The organism is Streptomyces sp. NPDC058401, assembly GCF_042722885.1.
Taxonomy (GTDB): domain Bacteria; phylum Actinomycetota; class Actinomycetes; order Streptomycetales; family Streptomycetaceae; genus Streptomyces.
On the sequence record NZ_JBHXKA010000163.1, the window covers coordinates 1 to 15966 of the forward strand.

Genomic DNA, 15966 nt, shown 5'->3' on the forward strand with positions numbered 1-15966 from the left:
CCCACAGCCCCCGGAGCCCCCGGAGCTCCTGTGGACGCACAGGCCCCGGTGACGCGGACCCCCGAGACCGCCGCGAACTGAGGCGGCCCGAGCCGGGCTCCCCGCCCGCGGCCGCCCTCAGCGGACCGTCTGCTCCGGTTCGGAGCGCTGCGGGGCGGTCCGGCTGAGGAACAGGGCGAACACCGGCGGCCGGGTCTGGAGCAGCTCCAGGCGCCCGCCGTCCGCCTCCGCGAGGTCCCGGGCCACGGCGAGGCCGATGCCGGTGGAGTTGCGGCCGCTGATGGCCCGCTCGAAGATCCGGTTGCCGAGGTCCGGCGGGACTCCCGGTCCCTCGTCGGTGACCTCCAGTACGGCCTGGTTGCCGATCACGCGGGTGCGCAGGGCCACGGTGCCGCCGCCGTGCATGAGGGAGTTCTCCACCAGGGTCGCCAGGACCTGCGAGACCGCGCCCGGGGTGCCCACGGCGCGGATGCCGGTCTTCCCGGAGCGGACGACGGCCCGGCCGGCGCTGCGGTAGGCGGGGCGCCACTCCTCCAGCTGCTGCTTGACGACCTCGTCCAGGTCGAAGGGGACGGCCGAGCCCGTGCGCGGGTCCCTGGAGTTCGTCAGGAGCCGCTGGACCACGTCGGTGAGCCGTTCCACCTGGGTCAGGGCGATCGTCGCCTCCTCCCGTACGGTCTCCAGGTCGTCGGTGACGGTGATCTCCTCCAGCCGCATCGACAGGGCGGTGAGCGGGGTGCGCAGCTGGTGCGAGGCGTCCGCGGCGAGGCGCCGCTCGGCGGTGAGCATGCGGCCGATCCGCTCGGCGCTGGAGTCCAGTACGTCGGCGACCCGGTCCAGCTCGGGGACCCCGTACCGCTTGTGGCGGGGCCGCGGGTCTCCCGATCCGAGGCGCTCGGCCGTCTCGGCGAGGTCGGTCAGCGGGGAGGCCAGCCGGTTGGCCTGGCGTACGGCGAGCAGGACGGCCGCCACGACGGCGAGCAGCGCGACGGCGCCGACCACGGCCAGGGTCCGGCCGACCTCGCGGGTGACGGTGGAACGGGACTCCTCCACGACCACGACCTCGCCCCGCTCACCGCGGGCGGTGCCCCGGACGACGCTGTCGGCGATGGGCGCCCCGATCTCGACCGGTGCCCGGCCGGGGATCGTGATCCGGGCGTACCGGCCGGCGCCGAGCTGCCCGGAGAGCGCGTCGGGGTCGATCGGCTTCTTCTCCAGGACGTCGCTCTCGACGGCGCCCACCAGCCGCAGCGCATCGGACTCGATGCGGTCCTGGGCGCTGCTGGTGATGGTGCGCGTCTCGACGATGACGAGGGAGACCCCGAAGACGGCGATGACGACGAGCACCACGGCGAGCGTGGAGTTGATCAGACGGCGGCGCATGTCTCCGAGAATGCCCTAGTCGTCCCCGGTGATGCGGTCCCGCGCGGTCTCAGCTCTTCTCGAAGCGGAAGCCGACCCCGCGGACGGTGGCGATGTAACGGGGGTTGGCCGCGTCGTCTCCGAGCTTCTTGCGCAGCCAGGAGATGTGCATGTCGAGGGTCTTGGTGGAGGACCACCAGGTGGTGTCCCAGACCTCGCGCATGAGCTGGTCGCGGGTGACGACCCGGCCCGCGTCGCGGACGAGGACCCGCAGCAGGTCGAACTCCTTCGCCGTGAGCTGGAGCTCCTCCTCGCCCATCCAGGCGCGGTGCGATTCGACGTCGATGCGCACCCCGTGGGTGGCCGGGGCCTGGGAGGCCTCGTTGGCGCCGCGGCGCAGCAGGGCCCGGACCCGGGCGAGCAGCTCGGCCAGCCGGAAGGGTTTGGTCACGTAGTCGTCGGCGCCGGCGTCCAGGCCCACGACCGTGTCGACCTCGTCGGCCCGGGCGGTGAGGACCAGGATCGGGAAACCGTGGCCCTCGGCACGCAGCCGGCGGGCGACTTCCAGACCGTCCATGCCCGGCAGCCCCAGGTCCAGCACGACGAGGTCGATGCCGCCCTGCAGTCCCGCGTCCAGGGCGGTGGGGCCGTCCTCCCGGACCTCGACCTCGTACCCTTCCCGGCGCAGGGCGCGGGCCAGGGGTTCCGAGATGGATGCGTCGTCCTCGGCGAGCAGTACACGCGTCATGTGGGTGATGGTAGTCCGCGGCGGGGGAAAGAAGAGGCCCACCTGCAAGGCCCTGTCTATCTGGGCTTATTAACTCCTCACGGCCTTCGAATGTGGCCAGTTGGTTCCACCGCCACCTGTGATCCATATCTCAAGTACTTTCATATGCGCCACTGTCGTGTCGTATGGTGTCGAGACGCCTGATGCACTACCTCCAAGAGACTTTCGAGCGAAAACCAGCCGAAAGTCTCTATTTCTGCCCTGATCGGGCAGGCATTGTTATCGCACGCCCGTTCCGGGCAGCAGATGACTGTGAATGACCTATGGGCCGGGCCCTTCGCGCGATGGAGCGCGGCGGGCGTGGATCCCGGTGTCGGATGTTCCTTCGTCTTCGCCCCCGCGGAGCGAACCCCCGGGCGTGGGGTCCGGAGCACCCGAAGCCGGTACCGGCCACCCCTCACCGGGCGCCGTTGAGCTCACGAAGCCGCGCGTCCCGAGCAAGCAAGGATCGACCATGGCTTCCAGCCTGACGAAGGGCTCGGCGGACTCGTCCACCGAGAAGACCTTCTTCGGACACCCCCGTGGCCTGGCCACTCTGTTCATGACCGAGATGTGGGAGCGGTTCTCCTACTACGGCATGCGCGCCCTCCTCGTGTACTACCTGGTCTCGGGCGGCGCCGACGCCGCCACGGGCAGCCAGGGCGGCGGCCTCGCGATGACCGCGGCGACGACCACGGCGATCTACTCCGTGTACGTCTCCATGGTCTACCTGATGGCCATGCCGGGCGGATGGTTCGGTGACCGCGTCTGGGGCGCCCGCAAGACGGTCGCCATCGCCGGATTCGTGATCATTGCCGGTCACATCTCGCTGGCCGTGCCGGGCCAGGCGATGTTCTTCGTCGGTCTGATCCTCGTCGCAGCCGGTTCCGGCCTGCTGAAGGCCAACATCTCCACGATGGTCGGCCACCTGTACGACGGTCCCGAGGACCCGCGCCGTGACGGTGGCTTCACCCTCTTCTACATCGGCATCAACCTCGGCGCCTTCGTCGCTCCGTTCGTCGTCGGAACGGTCGGCAAGGAGCACAACTGGCACATGGGCTTCGCCCTCGCGGCCGTCGGCATGGCGCTGGGCCTCGCCCAGTTCCTGCTCGGCACCAAGCACCTGAGCCCGAAGAGCAGCCTGGTCCCGAACCCGCTGTCCCCCGAGGAGCGCAAGGCCGTCCTCACGAAGGTCGCCCTCGCGGCCGTGGGCATCGCCGTCTTCTACGGCGCCGTGGTCGCCCTGGGCGCCTACACGCTGAACTGGGCCCTGGTCCCGCTGACGCTGGCCGGCCTGTTCATCCCGGTCGCCGTGCTGGCGCGCATCAAGCGCGACAAGGACCTGTCGGGCACCGAGCAGTCGAAGATGACCGCGTACATCTTCTTCTTCGTCGCCGCCGCCGTCTTCTGGATGATCTACGACCAGGGTGGCTCCACGCTGTCCCTGTTCGCCGATGACAAGACCGCCGACACCGTCTTCGGACTCGGCTTCTCGGCCACCTGGTACCAGTCGCTGAACCCGCTGTTCGTGATGACCCTGGCCCCGGTCTTCGCCTGGCTGTGGCTGTGGCTGGCCCGCAAGAACCAGGAGCCGAACACCATCGTGAAGTTCGCGATGGGTCTGGTCCTGGTCGGCGCCTCGTTCTTCGTCTTCATCGTCCCGATGAACATGGCGGGCGACGGCACCATGGTCTCCCCGATGTGGCTCGTCTCGATCTACATGATCCAGACCATCGGTGAGCTGTGCCTCTCCCCGGTCGGCCTCTCGGTCACCACGAAGATGGCGCCGCAGAAGTACGCCTCCCAGATGATGGGCGTCTGGTTCCTCGCGGTCACCGCCGGTGACTGCATCACCAGCCTGCTCTCCATCGCCAAGGTGGACCTGAACGGCACCTGGATCATCGGCTTCGAGGCCCTGGCCGCAGTGGTCGCCGGCCTCGCGGTCTACGCGTACCGCAAGAAGGTCCAGGCCCTGATGGGCACCGTGCACTGACGCACCCGGCCTTCCGCGCGAACGGCCCGGCACACCGAAAGGTGTGCCGGGCCGTTCCGTTTCCCGCGGGCGGGCCGTTTCCCGCGGGAGTGCAGTTGCCGCCGGCGGACGGTTGCCGCCGGCGGACGGTTGCCGCCGGCGGGCCGTTACCGCCGGCCGCGCAGGCGGCGCCACGGGGTGAAGGTGAAGACGGCCGCGCCAAGCAGCATGACCGTGCCGGCGACCAGGGCCAGGGCCTTGATGCCGCCCTCGTCCGAGGCTCCGGTCTGGGCGAGGCCGCCCGCGGCGGCGGCGCTGCCCGAGGAGCCGGAAGAGCCGGAGGTGCCGGAGCCGCCGGGCTGGGCGGCGGTGTCCAGCGTGAGCGAGGCCGTGGCTCCGCTCGCGGTGCAGGGCACCACGATCGGTGCGGCGCCCGGGGCCATGACCACGCTGATCGTCAGCTTGTCCGGGGTCAGCGTGGTCTTGCCGGTCTTGCCGGGCTTGTAGGTGCCCTTCATGTCACTGAGGCTGACCGGGGCGCCGACCTTGATCGGCTCGGGGTTGCCCGGCCCGCTGACCTTGACGATGCCGCTGTCGGCGCCGCCGAGCTTGATGTCCAGCGCGGGCTGGAGCGCGCCCGCCGGAAGGTCCGCGGGGCTGTTCATGACGCCCTTGGCGGTCGTGGCGGTCAGTTCGTAGCTGCCGCCGTTCTTCTTCGCGTTGATCGTCACCTTGCCCTTCAGCGGGCCGTTGGGCATGAAGGCCCCGCAGTCGAAGGTGACGTCCACGGGCTTGCCCGGGAAGTCGGTCTGGCCCCCGTCGGTCGGGGACGGCGCGGGGCTGGTGGGCGGAGCCGTGGTGGGCGGCGGAGTGGTCGGGGGCTTGCTGGTGGGCGGCGGGCTGGTGGGGGGCTTGCTGGTCGGCGGCGGGGTGGTGGGCGGCGTGGTGCCGCCCCCGACCGTCACGTCCAGTTCCAGGGACGGCTTGGGGCTGTTGCCCGGGGTACAGGTGGAGGTCGTCCCCAACGCCTTGATCAGCAGGACGCCGGCGGTGAAGGTGACCTTGCCGGACTTCTTGGGCGTGTACGTGCCCGACAGATCGCTGATCTTGATGGGAGTGTTGGCCGGGATCTTCTCGGGGTTGGCCGGGCCGGTGACATCGAGCGCCCCGGTGTCGTCACCGCCCAGAACGATCTTCGCGCTCGGGGTCATCGAGCCCGCCTCGAGCCCGACGGGGCTGGAGGAGACGCCCTTCTGGAAGGACATCGTCACCTTGTACCCGCTGCCCTCCTTGACGGCCTTGATGTCGATCGGCGAGACCGCCGACTTGGAGCCGATGGGCGTCTGGCAGTCGTACTTGACCTCGACCACCTCCGCCTGAGCAGGCGTGGCCCCCATGACGATGCCCGCGCCGCCGAGCAGCAGCGCGACCGCGGCCGCGCTCGCCCTCCGTTGGGTTTTCACTGAAGTCCCTTCGTCGTCGGACTGTTCTCAGACGGTGCGGACGTCTGTGGTGCAGTTGCCTGTGTTTCCGCTGTCCCCGGCGCGCTGTCCGGGGTGAACCACGGCAGGGCCGCCGTGGTGGTCTGTGGGGGTTCGGCCGGCGGGACGCGTACGGGGCCGCGCGCGGGCCCCCGTACCGCCGGGATCCGGGGCAGCCGGGCGGTCACCGCCGCCGCCGGGTCGGACTGCGGCCGGTGGCCGCGGTGGCGGCCGCCGTTCGACGAGAGCCCGGCACGCGGGCGGGCCTTGTCGACGACGGCCATGCCGATCCGGAAGATCCCGGCCGGGATCACCAGCAGGAGCAGGCCCCAGAACAGCAGCACCCCGTACGGGCGGGCCACGCCCCAGGGCTGGGTGGCCAGGACCGTCTCCCCGTACTTGAGGGAGAGGGTGTAGTCCCCGTGGGCGCCGGCCGGGAGGGTGGCGTCGAGGGCGACCTCCGCCTTGCCGCCGGGCGGGATGGTGCCCTTCCAGCGGACCTCCTCCCAGGTCGGCGCGAACACCCCGTGGGCGGTGCCGAGCTGGAAGACCGGGTCCTTGACCGCGGCGGAGCCGAGATTGCCCACGGTGACCGTGAACTTCCGGCCGGGCGGGGCCCCGAACCAGGTCAGCACCCCGTCCTCACCCTTGAGCCGGACCCCGGTGAGCAGGGCGAGCCGGGCCGTGCCGCTCTCGGCCGGCAGGTCGGCCACCGGGTGGTCGGTGATCTTCAGCGGGGCCGCGACGGTGGACTGGTCCCCGTTGACGGAGGTCACGTTGACCACGCAGGGGCAGGGCTTGGGCGGGGCGACGACCGGGAGCTGCGCGGAGAAGTGCCCGTCATCGGCGACCGAGACGGCCACCCCGTCGGCGTTGGCGCAGCTGTTGGTGCCGCCGATCATGTTCTGCCCGCAGACCAGCAGCATCACCATGGTCTTGGCCCGCCAGCCCGTTCCGGTGACGGCCAGCTCCGTGCCCTTGGCGGCCTCCTTGAGCGAGAGGGCCACCGCGGGTTCGGGCCCGTCGTCCGCGGCGGCCGGGGCCGCCGCGAACAGCGTCAGCGCGCACACCGCCAACCCCGCCGCCAGCCCCGCGCGTCCCGCGACGGCCAGGGCCCTGATCGTGCCGCCGCGTCTCCCACCGGCCTTGGCGCTCACCTGGGTGCTCCCGTCAACTCGTGTTCCGGCGCTGGGGCTTCTTCGGGTACGGCGCTCCCGTGCGGGGCGGGCCCGGCTCCCGGTCCGGACCCCGGTCCGGGCCCGTCGCCGGACCGGATGCGCCGCTTGCGTTCGAGGAGCAGTGCGGCCGACGCGACGGCGCCGAGGCCCAGCAGCCCGAGGCCGGTCGTGCCCGCGATGCCCCAGGGCACGAACCAGGCCGAGGTGCTGCCCGTGGCGCGGGCGCCGCCGGGGGCCGTGACGGTGAGGGTCAGGGCGACCCGGTCGAACACGGGCGCGCCGGGCCAGGGTTCGGTCAGTTCCACGCGCTGGCCGGGCAGCACCTCGACCGGCAGGGTGCGGATGCTGCGGCCCGCGACCTTGCCGAGGGTTCCCTCGGCGCCGATGGCGAGCTCGGGGGCGAGGGCCACGTTGCCGCGGTTGACCAGGGTGTACGCCACGCGCGCGGTCGCGCCCTTGCCGCGTACGGAGACGTCCTCGACCGTGAGCGCCGCCAGCGCCGGGCCGCCGACGCGCAGGTGGACCCGTACGCCCACCTCGCGGCCGGACTCGGTGGCGACGACGGCGGCCGGGTGGTCCCCGGGCGGGGAGCCGGGCGGCACGGTGACGGTGAAGGGGACCACGGCGCGGGTGTGCGCCGGGACCTTGACCGTGGTGCCCGCGCCGAAGCTGATCCACAGGCCCGCGCCGGTGGACTCCTTGTCGGGTCGCACGGCGAAGGCGCCGGCGGCCGTGTTGTAGGCGTCGGCGCCGCGCAGGGTGATGGTGTGCTCCCGGTCGCTGGTGTTGGCCAGGGCGAGGCGGTCCTCCAGCACCGTGCCGGAGGTGCCCGAGAGGTAGAAGTACGGGCGCGCGGGGTACGGGCGGGCCCCGGACTTCGCCGCCGCCGGCGCGCTCCCGGCGACGGGCTCGGCGGTCCAGCCGGGCTCGTCGGCGGCGGCCGGGGCCGCCGCCGTGCAGGACAGCACGGCGACGGCGGCGGCGACGGTGGCGAGGAGGAGCCCGCCGGGCCTGCGGGGCGAGTGGAGCACGGACATGACCGGGTGCGCTCCGTTCAGGACCGGGCCCGCTGGCCGCGGCGGGTCAGCCAGAGCACGCCGGCCGCGCCGGAGAGGAGCACGGTGGCGCCGAGGGTTCCGAGGGCGATCGCGGAGTCCTCGGGGCCCGTCTGCGGGAGGCTGTCCCCGGTGGAGCCCGTGGAGCCCGTGGATCCGGTGGCGCCGCCGGAGCCCGTCACATCGAGTTCGAGGGACGGCTTGGGGCTGTTGCCCGGGGTGCAGGTGGTGGTCGTACCCATCGCCTTGATCGTGAGCACGCCCGCGGTGAGGGTGACCTTGCCGGACTTCTTGGGCGTGTACGTGCCCGAGAGGTCGGAGATCTTGATGGGGGTGTTGGCCGGAATGGCCTCGGGGTTGGGCGCCCCGGAGACCGGTACCGACACCTTCTCCGCACCGTCGACCACGATCACGGCGCTGGGCGTCATCGCGCCCTTGCCGAGCTCGACGGGGCTGGAGGAGACGCCCTTCTGGAAGGACATCGTCAGCTTGTAGCCGCTCCCCTCCTTGACTCCTTTGATCTCGATCGGCGAGACCGCCGACTTGTCCCCGATGGGGGTCTTGCAGTCGTACTGGACATCGACAACGGCCGCATGGGCTGCGGGGGCGGCCAGCAGTACCGCCGCCCCCGCCAGCGCGGAGGCCAGCGCGAGCGCGGTGGAGCGTTTCCGGTCGGACACCTTCGTCTTCCCCTCGAACCTTGGGCCACAAGTTACTGACGGCACATCAGATTGGTGGCTCAAGGTAGCCCCGGGGCCTTACGGAGGGAAGACAAAGGACAGCGCCGTATCAACAGCCCGTCCATACGCCGCAGGCCGCCCCCGGGGGCGGCCTGCGGCGTATGGATTACGGCTGTTTCAGGCCGTCTTGAGGCCCTTCTGCCAGACCGCCGAGACCAGCGGGACACCCGGCCGGTAGGCGAGGTGGACATGGCTGGGGGCGTCGAGCAGGGCCAGGTCGGCGCGGGCGCCGGGGGTCAGGACGCCGATGTCGGTGCGGCGCAGGGCGCGGGCACCGCCGGCGGTGGCGGACCACAGGGCCTCGTCCGGGGTCATCCCCATGTCGCGGACGGCGAGGGCGATGCAGAACGGCATCGAACTCGTGTAGGAGGAGCCCGGGTTGCAGTCCGTCGACAGTGCCACGGTGACCCCCGCGTCGAGGAGCCGGCGGGCATCGGGCCACTGCGCACGGGTGGAGAACTCAGCACCGGGCAGCAGGGTGGCCACCGTCGTGCCGGCCGCCTGGGCGAGCGCGTCCACGTCGGCGTCGGTGAGGTGCGTGCAGTGATCGGCGGAGGCGGCTTCCAGCTCGACGGCGAGCTGGACGCCGGGCCCGTGGGAGAGCTGGTTGGCGTGGACGCGCGGGATCAGCCCGGCGGCGGCGCCGGCCGTGAGGATCGCCCGGGCCTGGTCGCCGTCGAAGGCGCCCTTCTCGCAGAACACGTCCACCCAGCGGGCGTACGGGGCGCAGGCGGTCAGCATCTCGCCGGTGACGAGGTCCACGTAGCCGGCCGGGTCGTCGGCGTAGTCCGGGGAGACGATGTGCGCGCCGAGGTAGGTGACCTCCTCGGTGTGCGCGGCGGCGATGCGGAGGGCTCGTGCCTCGTCCTGGACGGTGAGGCCGTAGCCGGACTTGGTCTCGAAGGTGGTGGTGCCCTGGCGGCGGGCCTCGCGGAGGTGGCGCACCAGGTTCGCTTCGAGCGCGGCGTCGGAGGCGGCGCGGGTGGCGGCGACCGTGGTGCGGATGCCTCCGGCGGAGTAGCTGCGGCCGGACATGCGGGCGTTGAACTCGGCGGTGCGGTCGCCCGCGAAGACGAGGTGGGAGTGGGAGTCGACGAAGCCGGGGATCGCGGCGCGGCCCTCGGCGTCGTACGCCGTGTCCGTGGCGGGGGCCCTGTCGGCGGGGCCGACCCAGGTGATCTTGTCGTCCTCGATGACGACCGCCGCGTTCTGGATGAGGCCGAGGGGGGTGCCGTCGCCCTGGGCGGGGTCGTTGGTGACGAGGCTGCCGATGTTGGTGATGGCTGTGGTGGTCATGATCCCTCGGGGTCGTCGAGTGGTGTGTTCCCCCACCCCGCCCCTTCCCGAAACCGGGGCTCCGCCCCGGACCCCGTTCCGGGCGCTGCGCGCCCGGTGCGCTCAAACGCCGCGCGGGCTGGATTCGCGGAGCCCCGGTTTCGGGAAGGGGCGGGGTGGGGGGAGGCCCGCCGCAGGCGGAGTCGTCAGCCGCGGAGGGCTGCGATGGTGGCGGCCAGGGAGGACGGGACGTCCTCGATGAGGGTGTGGGCGCCGTCGCGGACGATGTGGCGGCCGCCCACCACCGTGTGGCGGACATCCGCGGCCGAGGCGGCGAAGACGGCCGTCTCCGCGCCGAGGCGGGGCAGCGCGCCCGCCGTGCGGACGGAGTCGAGGGCGATGGTGGTGAAGTCCGCGAGGGCGCCCGCCTCCAGACGGCCCGCCTGGGACCAGCCGAGGGCCGCGTGCCCGTCCTCGGTGGCGGCGGTGAGCAGGGCGTTCGCCGTCCAGTGGCCGCGCGTACGGCTGCTCAGCCGCTCGTTCAGTTCCATCGCCCGGGCCTCTTCGAGCAGGTCGATCACCGCGTGGCTGTCGCTGCCCAGCGAGAGCGGACTGCCCGCGCGCTGGAGGCGTACGGCCGGGCCGATGCCGTCGGCGAGGTCGCGTTCGGTGGTGGGGCACATGCAGGTGCCGGTACTGGTGGAGCCCAGGAGCGCGATGTCCGCGTCGGTGAGGTGCGTGTTGTGCACGCCGGTGGTGCGCGGGCCGAGCACCCCGTGCTCGGCGAGCAGTTGGGTCGGGGTGCGGCCGTGGGCGGCCAGGCAGGCGTCGTTCTCGGCGGTCTGCTCCGAGAGGTGGACGTGGAGCGGGGCCCGGCGTTCGGACGCCCAGCCGGCGACGGTGGCGAGCTGTTCCGCCGGGACCGCGCGGACCGAGTGGATCGCGGCGCCGATCAGGGCGTGTTCGCGGGGCTTGAGGGCCGAGACCCGCTCGGCCCAGGCGTCCGCGGTGCCGTCGGAGAAGCGCAGCTGGTGGGGGTTGGGTGCCGCCCCGAAGCCCGCCGCCAGGTACGCCGTGTCGAGGAGCGTGATGCGGATGCCGGCCTCGGCGGCGGCCGCGATCAGGGCCTCGCCCATGGCATTGGGGTCTGCGTACGGGACTCCGCCGGGGGCGTGGTGGACGTAGTGGAACTCGCCCACCGCGGTGATGCCGGCCAGCGCCATTTCGGCGTAGACGGCGCGGGCGAGCGCGAAGTAGCTGTCGGGGGTGAGGTTCTGGGCGACCTTGTACATGAAGTCGCGCCAGGTCCAGAAGGTGCCCGAGCCGACCTGCACCGTCGAGCGCAGGGCCCGGTGGAAGGCGTGGCTGTGCGCGTTGGCCAGGCCCGGGACCGTCAGGCCGCGCAGGACCTCCGCTCCCGGGGGCGGGGTCTCGGCCCCGGTCCGCAGGGCGGAGATCCGCCCGTCCGCTCCTACGTCCAGGGCGACGCCCGGCTCGACATGGGTGCCGAGCCAGGCGTGCTCCAGCCAGTACGTCTTCAACGGCACGCGAGGCCTTCCAGTACGTCGGCGAGTGCGAGGACCCCTGCCACGCAGTCGTCCTCGGCGGCGAACTCCCGCGGGGAGTGCGAGACCCCGGTCGGGTTGCGTACGAACAGCATGGCGGTCGGGACGGCCGCCGAGAGGATCCCGGCGTCGTGTCCCGCGCCCGTGCCGAGCACGGGGACGGATCCGCCGAGGATCCGGTTCATCTCCTCGCGCAGGGCGTGCTCGAACTCGACGACCGGGGTGAAGGACTCCCGGACCACGTCCAGGTCGATCCCCTCCGCGTCCGCGCGCTCGCGGGCGGCCTTCTCGATCGCGGTGACGACCGTGTCGAGGGTGGCCTGGTCGGCGGCGCGGGAGTCGAGCCAGCCGCGGACGAGGGAGGGGATGGCGTTGACCCCGTTGGGTTCGACGGCGATCTTCCCGAAGGTGGCCACGGCCCCGGCAAGGGCCGCCTCGGCGCGGGCCGCGAGCACGGTCTGCGCGTAGGTGAGCATCGGGTCGCGGCGGTCGGCCAGCCGGGTGGTGCCGGCGTGGTTGGCCTCGCCGCGGAAGTCGAAGCGCCAGCGGCCGTGCGGCCAGATCGCGGAGGCGATGCCGACCCGGTCGCCCGACAGGTCCAGGGCGCGGCCCTGTTCCACGTGCAGTTCGACGAAGGCGCCGATGCGGGCGAGGCGTTCGGGGTCGGCGCCGATGGCGGCGGGGTCGTACCCGGCCTCCTCCATGGCCTGCGGGAGGCTGATGCCGTCCGCGTCGCGGAGCTCGTACGCCTTCTCCTTGGTCAGCTGCCCGGCGGCGAGCCGGGAGCCGACGCAGGCCAGCCCGAAGCGGGCCCCTTCCTCGTCGCCGAAGTTGGTGATGGCCAGGGGCCTGGAGAACTCCGCTCCCCTCCTGCGGAGTTCGTCCAGGGCCGCGAAGGAGGACACCACCCCGAGGGGGCCGTCGAAGGGCCCGCCGTCGGGGACGGAGTCCAGGTGGGAGCCGGTGACCACGGCGTCACCGGCCATGGGGTCGCCGAGCCAGGCCCACTGGTTGCCGTTGCGGTCGGTCTCGTACGCGAGCCCGCGCGCCTCGGCCTGCGCCTGGAACCAGGTGCGGCAGTCGGCGTCGGCGCCGGTCCAGGCGAAGCGGCGGTACCCGCCGGAGTCCGCGTGGCGGCCGATGGGCGCGAGCTCGGCCCACATGCGGTGGAACGATGCGGCCTCGCTCACGCGTCGTCGCCCTCGCGCATGGGGATGCGGACGCCGCGCTCGTCGGCGACCGTCTCGGCGATGTCGTAGCCGGCGTCGACGTGGCGGATGACGCCCATGCCCGGGTCGTTGGTCAGGACGCGGCGGATCTTCTCGCCCGCGAGCTTCGTGCCGTCGGCGACCGTGACCTGGCCCGCGTGGATGGAGCGGCCCATGCCGACGCCGCCGCCGTGGTGGATGGAGACCCAGGAGGCGCCGGAGGCCACGTTGACCATGGCGTTGAGCAGCGGCCAGTCGGCGATCGCGTCGGAGCCGTCGAGCATGGCCTCGGTCTCGCGGTACGGGGAGGCCACCGAGCCGCAGTCCAGGTGGTCGCGGCCGATGACCAGGGGGGCGGCCAGGGTGCCGTCGGCGACCATCTCGTTGAAGCGCTCGCCGGCCTTGTCGCGCTCGCCGTAGCCGAGCCAGCAGATGCGGGCGGGCAGTCCCTGGAAGTGGACGCGCTCGCCGGCCATCTTGATCCAGCGGTGCAGGGACTCGTTCTCGGGGAAGAGCTCCAGCATCGCCTTGTCGGTCTTGTGGATGTCCGAGGCCTCGCCGGACAGGGCCGCCCAGCGGAAGGGGCCCTTGCCCTCGCAGAAGAGGGGGCGGATGTAGGCGGGGACGAAGCCGGGGAAGGCGAAGGCGCGCTCGTAGCCGGCCAGCTGGGCCTCGCCGCGGATGGAGTTGCCGTAGTCGAAGACCTCGGCGCCCGCGTCCATGAAGCCGACCATGGCCTCGACGTGCGTGGCCATGGACTCGCGGGCACGGGTGGTGAACCCGGCCGGGTCCTTGGCCGCGTAGTCGGCCATGTCGTCGAGGTCGACACCCACCGGCAGGTAGGCGAGCGGGTCGTGGGCGGAGGTCTGGTCCGTCACGATGTCGATGGGCGCGCCCTCGGCCAGCATCTGCGGGAGCAGCTCGGCGGCGTTGCCGAGCAGGCCGATGGAGAGCGGCTTGCGGGTGTCGCGCGCCTCGACGGCGAGCTGCAGCGCGTGCCGCAGGTCGTTCGCCTTGACGTCCAGGTAACGGTGCTCGATGCGGCGGTCGATGGCGCGCGGGTCGACGTCGATGCAGATGGCGACGCCGTCGTTCATCGTCACGGCCAGCGGCTGGGCGCCGCCCATGCCGCCGAGGCCGGCGGTGAGGGTGATGGTGCCCGCCAGGGTCCCGTTGAACTTCTTCGCGGCGACGGCGGCGAAGGTCTCGTAGGTCCCCTGGAGGATGCCCTGGGTGCCGATGTAGATCCAGGAACCGGCCGTCATCTGGCCGTACATGGTCAGGCCCAGGTTCTCCAGGCGGCGGAACTCCTCCCAGTTGGCCCAGTCGCCGACCAGGTTGGAGTTCGCGAGGAGCACGCGCGGCGCCCACTCGTGGGTCTGCATCACGCCGACCGGGCGGCCGGACTGGACGAGCATCGTCTCGTCCTGCTTGAGGGTCTGGAGGGTGCGGACCATCGCGTCGTACGAGCGCCAGTCGCGGGCGGCCTTGCCGGTGCCGCCGTAGACGACGAGCTTGTCGGGGTGCTCGGCGACCTCGGGGTCGAGGTTGTTCTGGAGCATCCGCAGGGCGGCCTCCTGCTGCCATCCCAGGGTGCTCAGCTCGGTACCTCGCGCGGCACGTACGGGGCGGGGTCCTGACATGGCGGTGCCTCCTCCGGTGTTGGTAAATCTATTCACATCTTCACTCCATGAATAGATTCAGTCAACAGCTGCGGGCGGACGCGCCGGATGATGGGATGGCGGACATGGCAGTCGACGCACACGCGCACACCGCCGCGCCCTCCGCCGAGGAGGCCGCCCGGCGCAGGGACCTCGCCGTACGGGCCGCCGTCGAGCAGGGCCTGATCCACGAGGACGCCCCCCTCCTCTGCCTCCTCGACACCGCCGGCATCCGCGCCTCGGCCGCCGCCCTGACCGGCGCCTTCGCCCGGGCCCTCGCCCCCGGCACCCCCGTCCTGCACGCCTTCGCCGTCAAGGCCGCCCCGCTCGTCCCCGTACTGCGGCTGCTCGCCGACGCCGGACTCGGCTGCGAGGTGGCCAGCCCCGGCGAGCTGGCCCTGGCCCGCGCGGCCGGGGTCCCGCCCGAGCGCATCGTCCTCGACTCCCCCGCGAAGACCGCCGCCGAGCTGCGCGAGGCCCTCGCCCTGGGCGTCGCGGTGAACGCCGACAACCGCCAGGAGCTGGAACGGCTCGACGCCCTCGTCGCCCGGACGGCCACCACCTCCCCGATCGGCGTACGGATCAACCCGCAGACCGGCGCCGGCACCATCGACGCCCTCTCCACCGCCACGGCCACCTCGAAGTTCGGCATCGCGCTGCGCGATCCGGGCGCACGCGCATGGCTCGTACGGGCCTACCTCGACCGGCCCTGGCTCACCCGGCTGCACACCCACTCGGGCTCCCAGGGGGTTCCGCTCCCCCTGATCGCCGAAGGGGTACGGGAGCTGTACTCCCTGGCCGAGGAGATCAACACCGCGGCCGGGCGGCGGCAGGTCGACACCCTGGACATCGGCGGCGGGCTCCCGGTGAACTTCACCTCGGACACCACCACCCCCACGTACGCGGAGTACGCGAGCACGCTGCGCTCGGCCGTACCCGGCCTCTTCTCCGGGGCGTACGGGCTGGTCACGGAGTTCGGCCGGTCCCTGACGGCCAAACACGGCCTGGTCCTCTCCCGGGTGGAGTACACGAAGACCACCGGCGGACGCCCGATCGCCCTCACGCACGCGGGGGTCCAGCTGGCCACCCGCACCGTGTACGCCCCGGCGGCCTGGCCGCTGCGCATCCTCCCCTACACCGCGAAGGGGACTCCACTGACGGGACCCCCCGTCGCCCAGGACATCGCCGGGCCCGCGTGCTTCGCGGGGGACCTACTGGCCGCTGCGCGGGAGCTGCCGCTGCTGGCGCCCGGGGACCTGGTCTGCGTGCCCGACACCGGGGCGTACGCCTTCACCGCCCACTACGGCTACAACAGCCTCCCGCGACCCGCGGTACACGGCTTCACCGTGACCCCGCCCGGCGGCATCCGCTTCACCCTGGCCCGCGCGGCCCAGCCCACCTCCACCATCCCCGCGGAAGCGGGCGCAGCCACCCCGGACGCCCTCCTCTGACACCCCGGGGGCCATCCCCCGCCCTCCGCGGCGCCCGCTGCCCGGGTGCGGCTCGCCCCTGCGGGGCAAAGTCCCCCGCAGCCCCCTCTGCCGCTGCGCGGGGCAAAGCTCCCCCGCAGCCCCCTTCGCCGCTGCGCGGGGCAAAGTCCCCTACCCACCCTTCCACCGTTCCCCGGGCCGGCCCGGACCCGGTCCTCAAACGCCGGACGGGCTGAAAGGGGTACCGGGCTGCGCCCGGACCCCCTGGGGCTC

12 protein-coding genes are annotated in these 15966 nt (G+C 72.6%); 2 read left to right on the top strand and 10 right to left on the bottom strand.

Going from position 1 to position 15966, the window contains the following annotated elements; translation table 11 throughout:
- Positions 1-117 precede the first annotated feature (117 nt).
- Both ACFWNV_RS35395 and ACFWNV_RS35400 read right to left on the bottom strand, forming a co-directional pair.
- The gene (locus tag ACFWNV_RS35395) at positions 118-1383 is read right to left on the bottom strand and encodes an ATP-binding protein (RefSeq protein ID WP_383955041.1); all 1266 of its coding nucleotides are present in this window, start codon (positions 1381-1383) and stop codon (positions 118-120) included.
- Positions 1384-1432: 49 nt separating this feature from the next.
- Positions 1433-2110, bottom strand: a complete 678-nt coding sequence (locus tag ACFWNV_RS35400; RefSeq protein ID WP_250736849.1) for a response regulator transcription factor — start codon at positions 2108-2110, stop codon at positions 1433-1435.
- Between the two features lie 493 nt (positions 2111-2603).
- Between ACFWNV_RS35400 and ACFWNV_RS35405 the strand changes: the two genes are divergently transcribed.
- A complete protein-coding gene (locus tag ACFWNV_RS35405; RefSeq protein ID WP_383955043.1) occupies positions 2604-4121 on the top strand; it encodes a peptide MFS transporter in 1518 nt (505 codons plus the stop codon).
- A gap of 146 nt (positions 4122-4267) precedes the next feature.
- On the opposite strand, the gene ACFWNV_RS35410 is transcribed toward ACFWNV_RS35405, so the two are convergent.
- The 8 genes from ACFWNV_RS35410 to hutU all read right to left on the bottom strand — a co-directional run bounded on the left by ACFWNV_RS35410 (position 4268) and on the right by hutU (position 14245).
- Positions 4268-5563 (bottom strand): hypothetical protein, encoded by a 1296-nt coding sequence (locus tag ACFWNV_RS35410; RefSeq protein WP_383955045.1) that lies wholly within the window; start codon positions 5561-5563, stop codon positions 4268-4270.
- The gene (locus tag ACFWNV_RS35415; RefSeq protein WP_383955047.1) at positions 5560-6738 is read right to left on the bottom strand and encodes a hypothetical protein; all 1179 of its coding nucleotides are present in this window, start codon (positions 6736-6738) and stop codon (positions 5560-5562) included. Before ACFWNV_RS35415 ends, ACFWNV_RS35410 begins: the two co-directional genes overlap by 4 nt.
- Positions 6735-7796, bottom strand: a complete 1062-nt coding sequence (locus ACFWNV_RS35420; protein WP_383955049.1) for a hypothetical protein — start codon at positions 7794-7796, stop codon at positions 6735-6737. The genes ACFWNV_RS35415 and ACFWNV_RS35420 overlap by 4 nt, the downstream gene beginning before the upstream one ends.
- Before the next feature lie 17 nt (positions 7797-7813).
- Entirely contained in the window at positions 7814-8494 is a 681-nt protein-coding gene (locus tag ACFWNV_RS35425) for an LPXTG cell wall anchor domain-containing protein (protein ID WP_383955051.1), read from the bottom strand.
- Positions 8495-8671: 177 nt separating this feature from the next.
- Positions 8672-9850, bottom strand: a complete 1179-nt coding sequence (gene hutI / locus ACFWNV_RS35430) for an imidazolonepropionase (protein WP_383955053.1) — start codon at positions 9848-9850, stop codon at positions 8672-8674.
- A gap of 185 nt (positions 9851-10035) precedes the next feature.
- A complete protein-coding gene (locus ACFWNV_RS35435) occupies positions 10036-11376 on the bottom strand; it encodes a formimidoylglutamate deiminase (protein WP_383955055.1) in 1341 nt (446 codons plus the stop codon).
- Positions 11367-12557 (bottom strand): allantoate amidohydrolase, encoded by a 1191-nt coding sequence (locus ACFWNV_RS35440; RefSeq protein WP_383955061.1) that lies wholly within the window; start codon positions 12555-12557, stop codon positions 11367-11369. The genes ACFWNV_RS35435 and ACFWNV_RS35440 overlap by 10 nt, the downstream gene beginning before the upstream one ends.
- Positions 12558-12580: 23 nt before the next feature.
- Positions 12581-14245, bottom strand: coding sequence for a urocanate hydratase (gene hutU, locus ACFWNV_RS35445; RefSeq protein WP_383955057.1), 1665 nt, complete (start codon positions 14243-14245; stop codon positions 12581-12583).
- Between the two features lie 104 nt (positions 14246-14349).
- Here hutU and ACFWNV_RS35450 point away from each other — a divergent pair, with 104 nt between their 5' ends.
- On the top strand, positions 14350-15714 hold the full coding sequence (locus tag ACFWNV_RS35450) for a diaminopimelate decarboxylase (RefSeq protein WP_383955059.1): 1365 nt from the start codon (positions 14350-14352) through the stop codon (positions 15712-15714).
- Positions 15715-15966 lie beyond the last annotated feature (252 nt).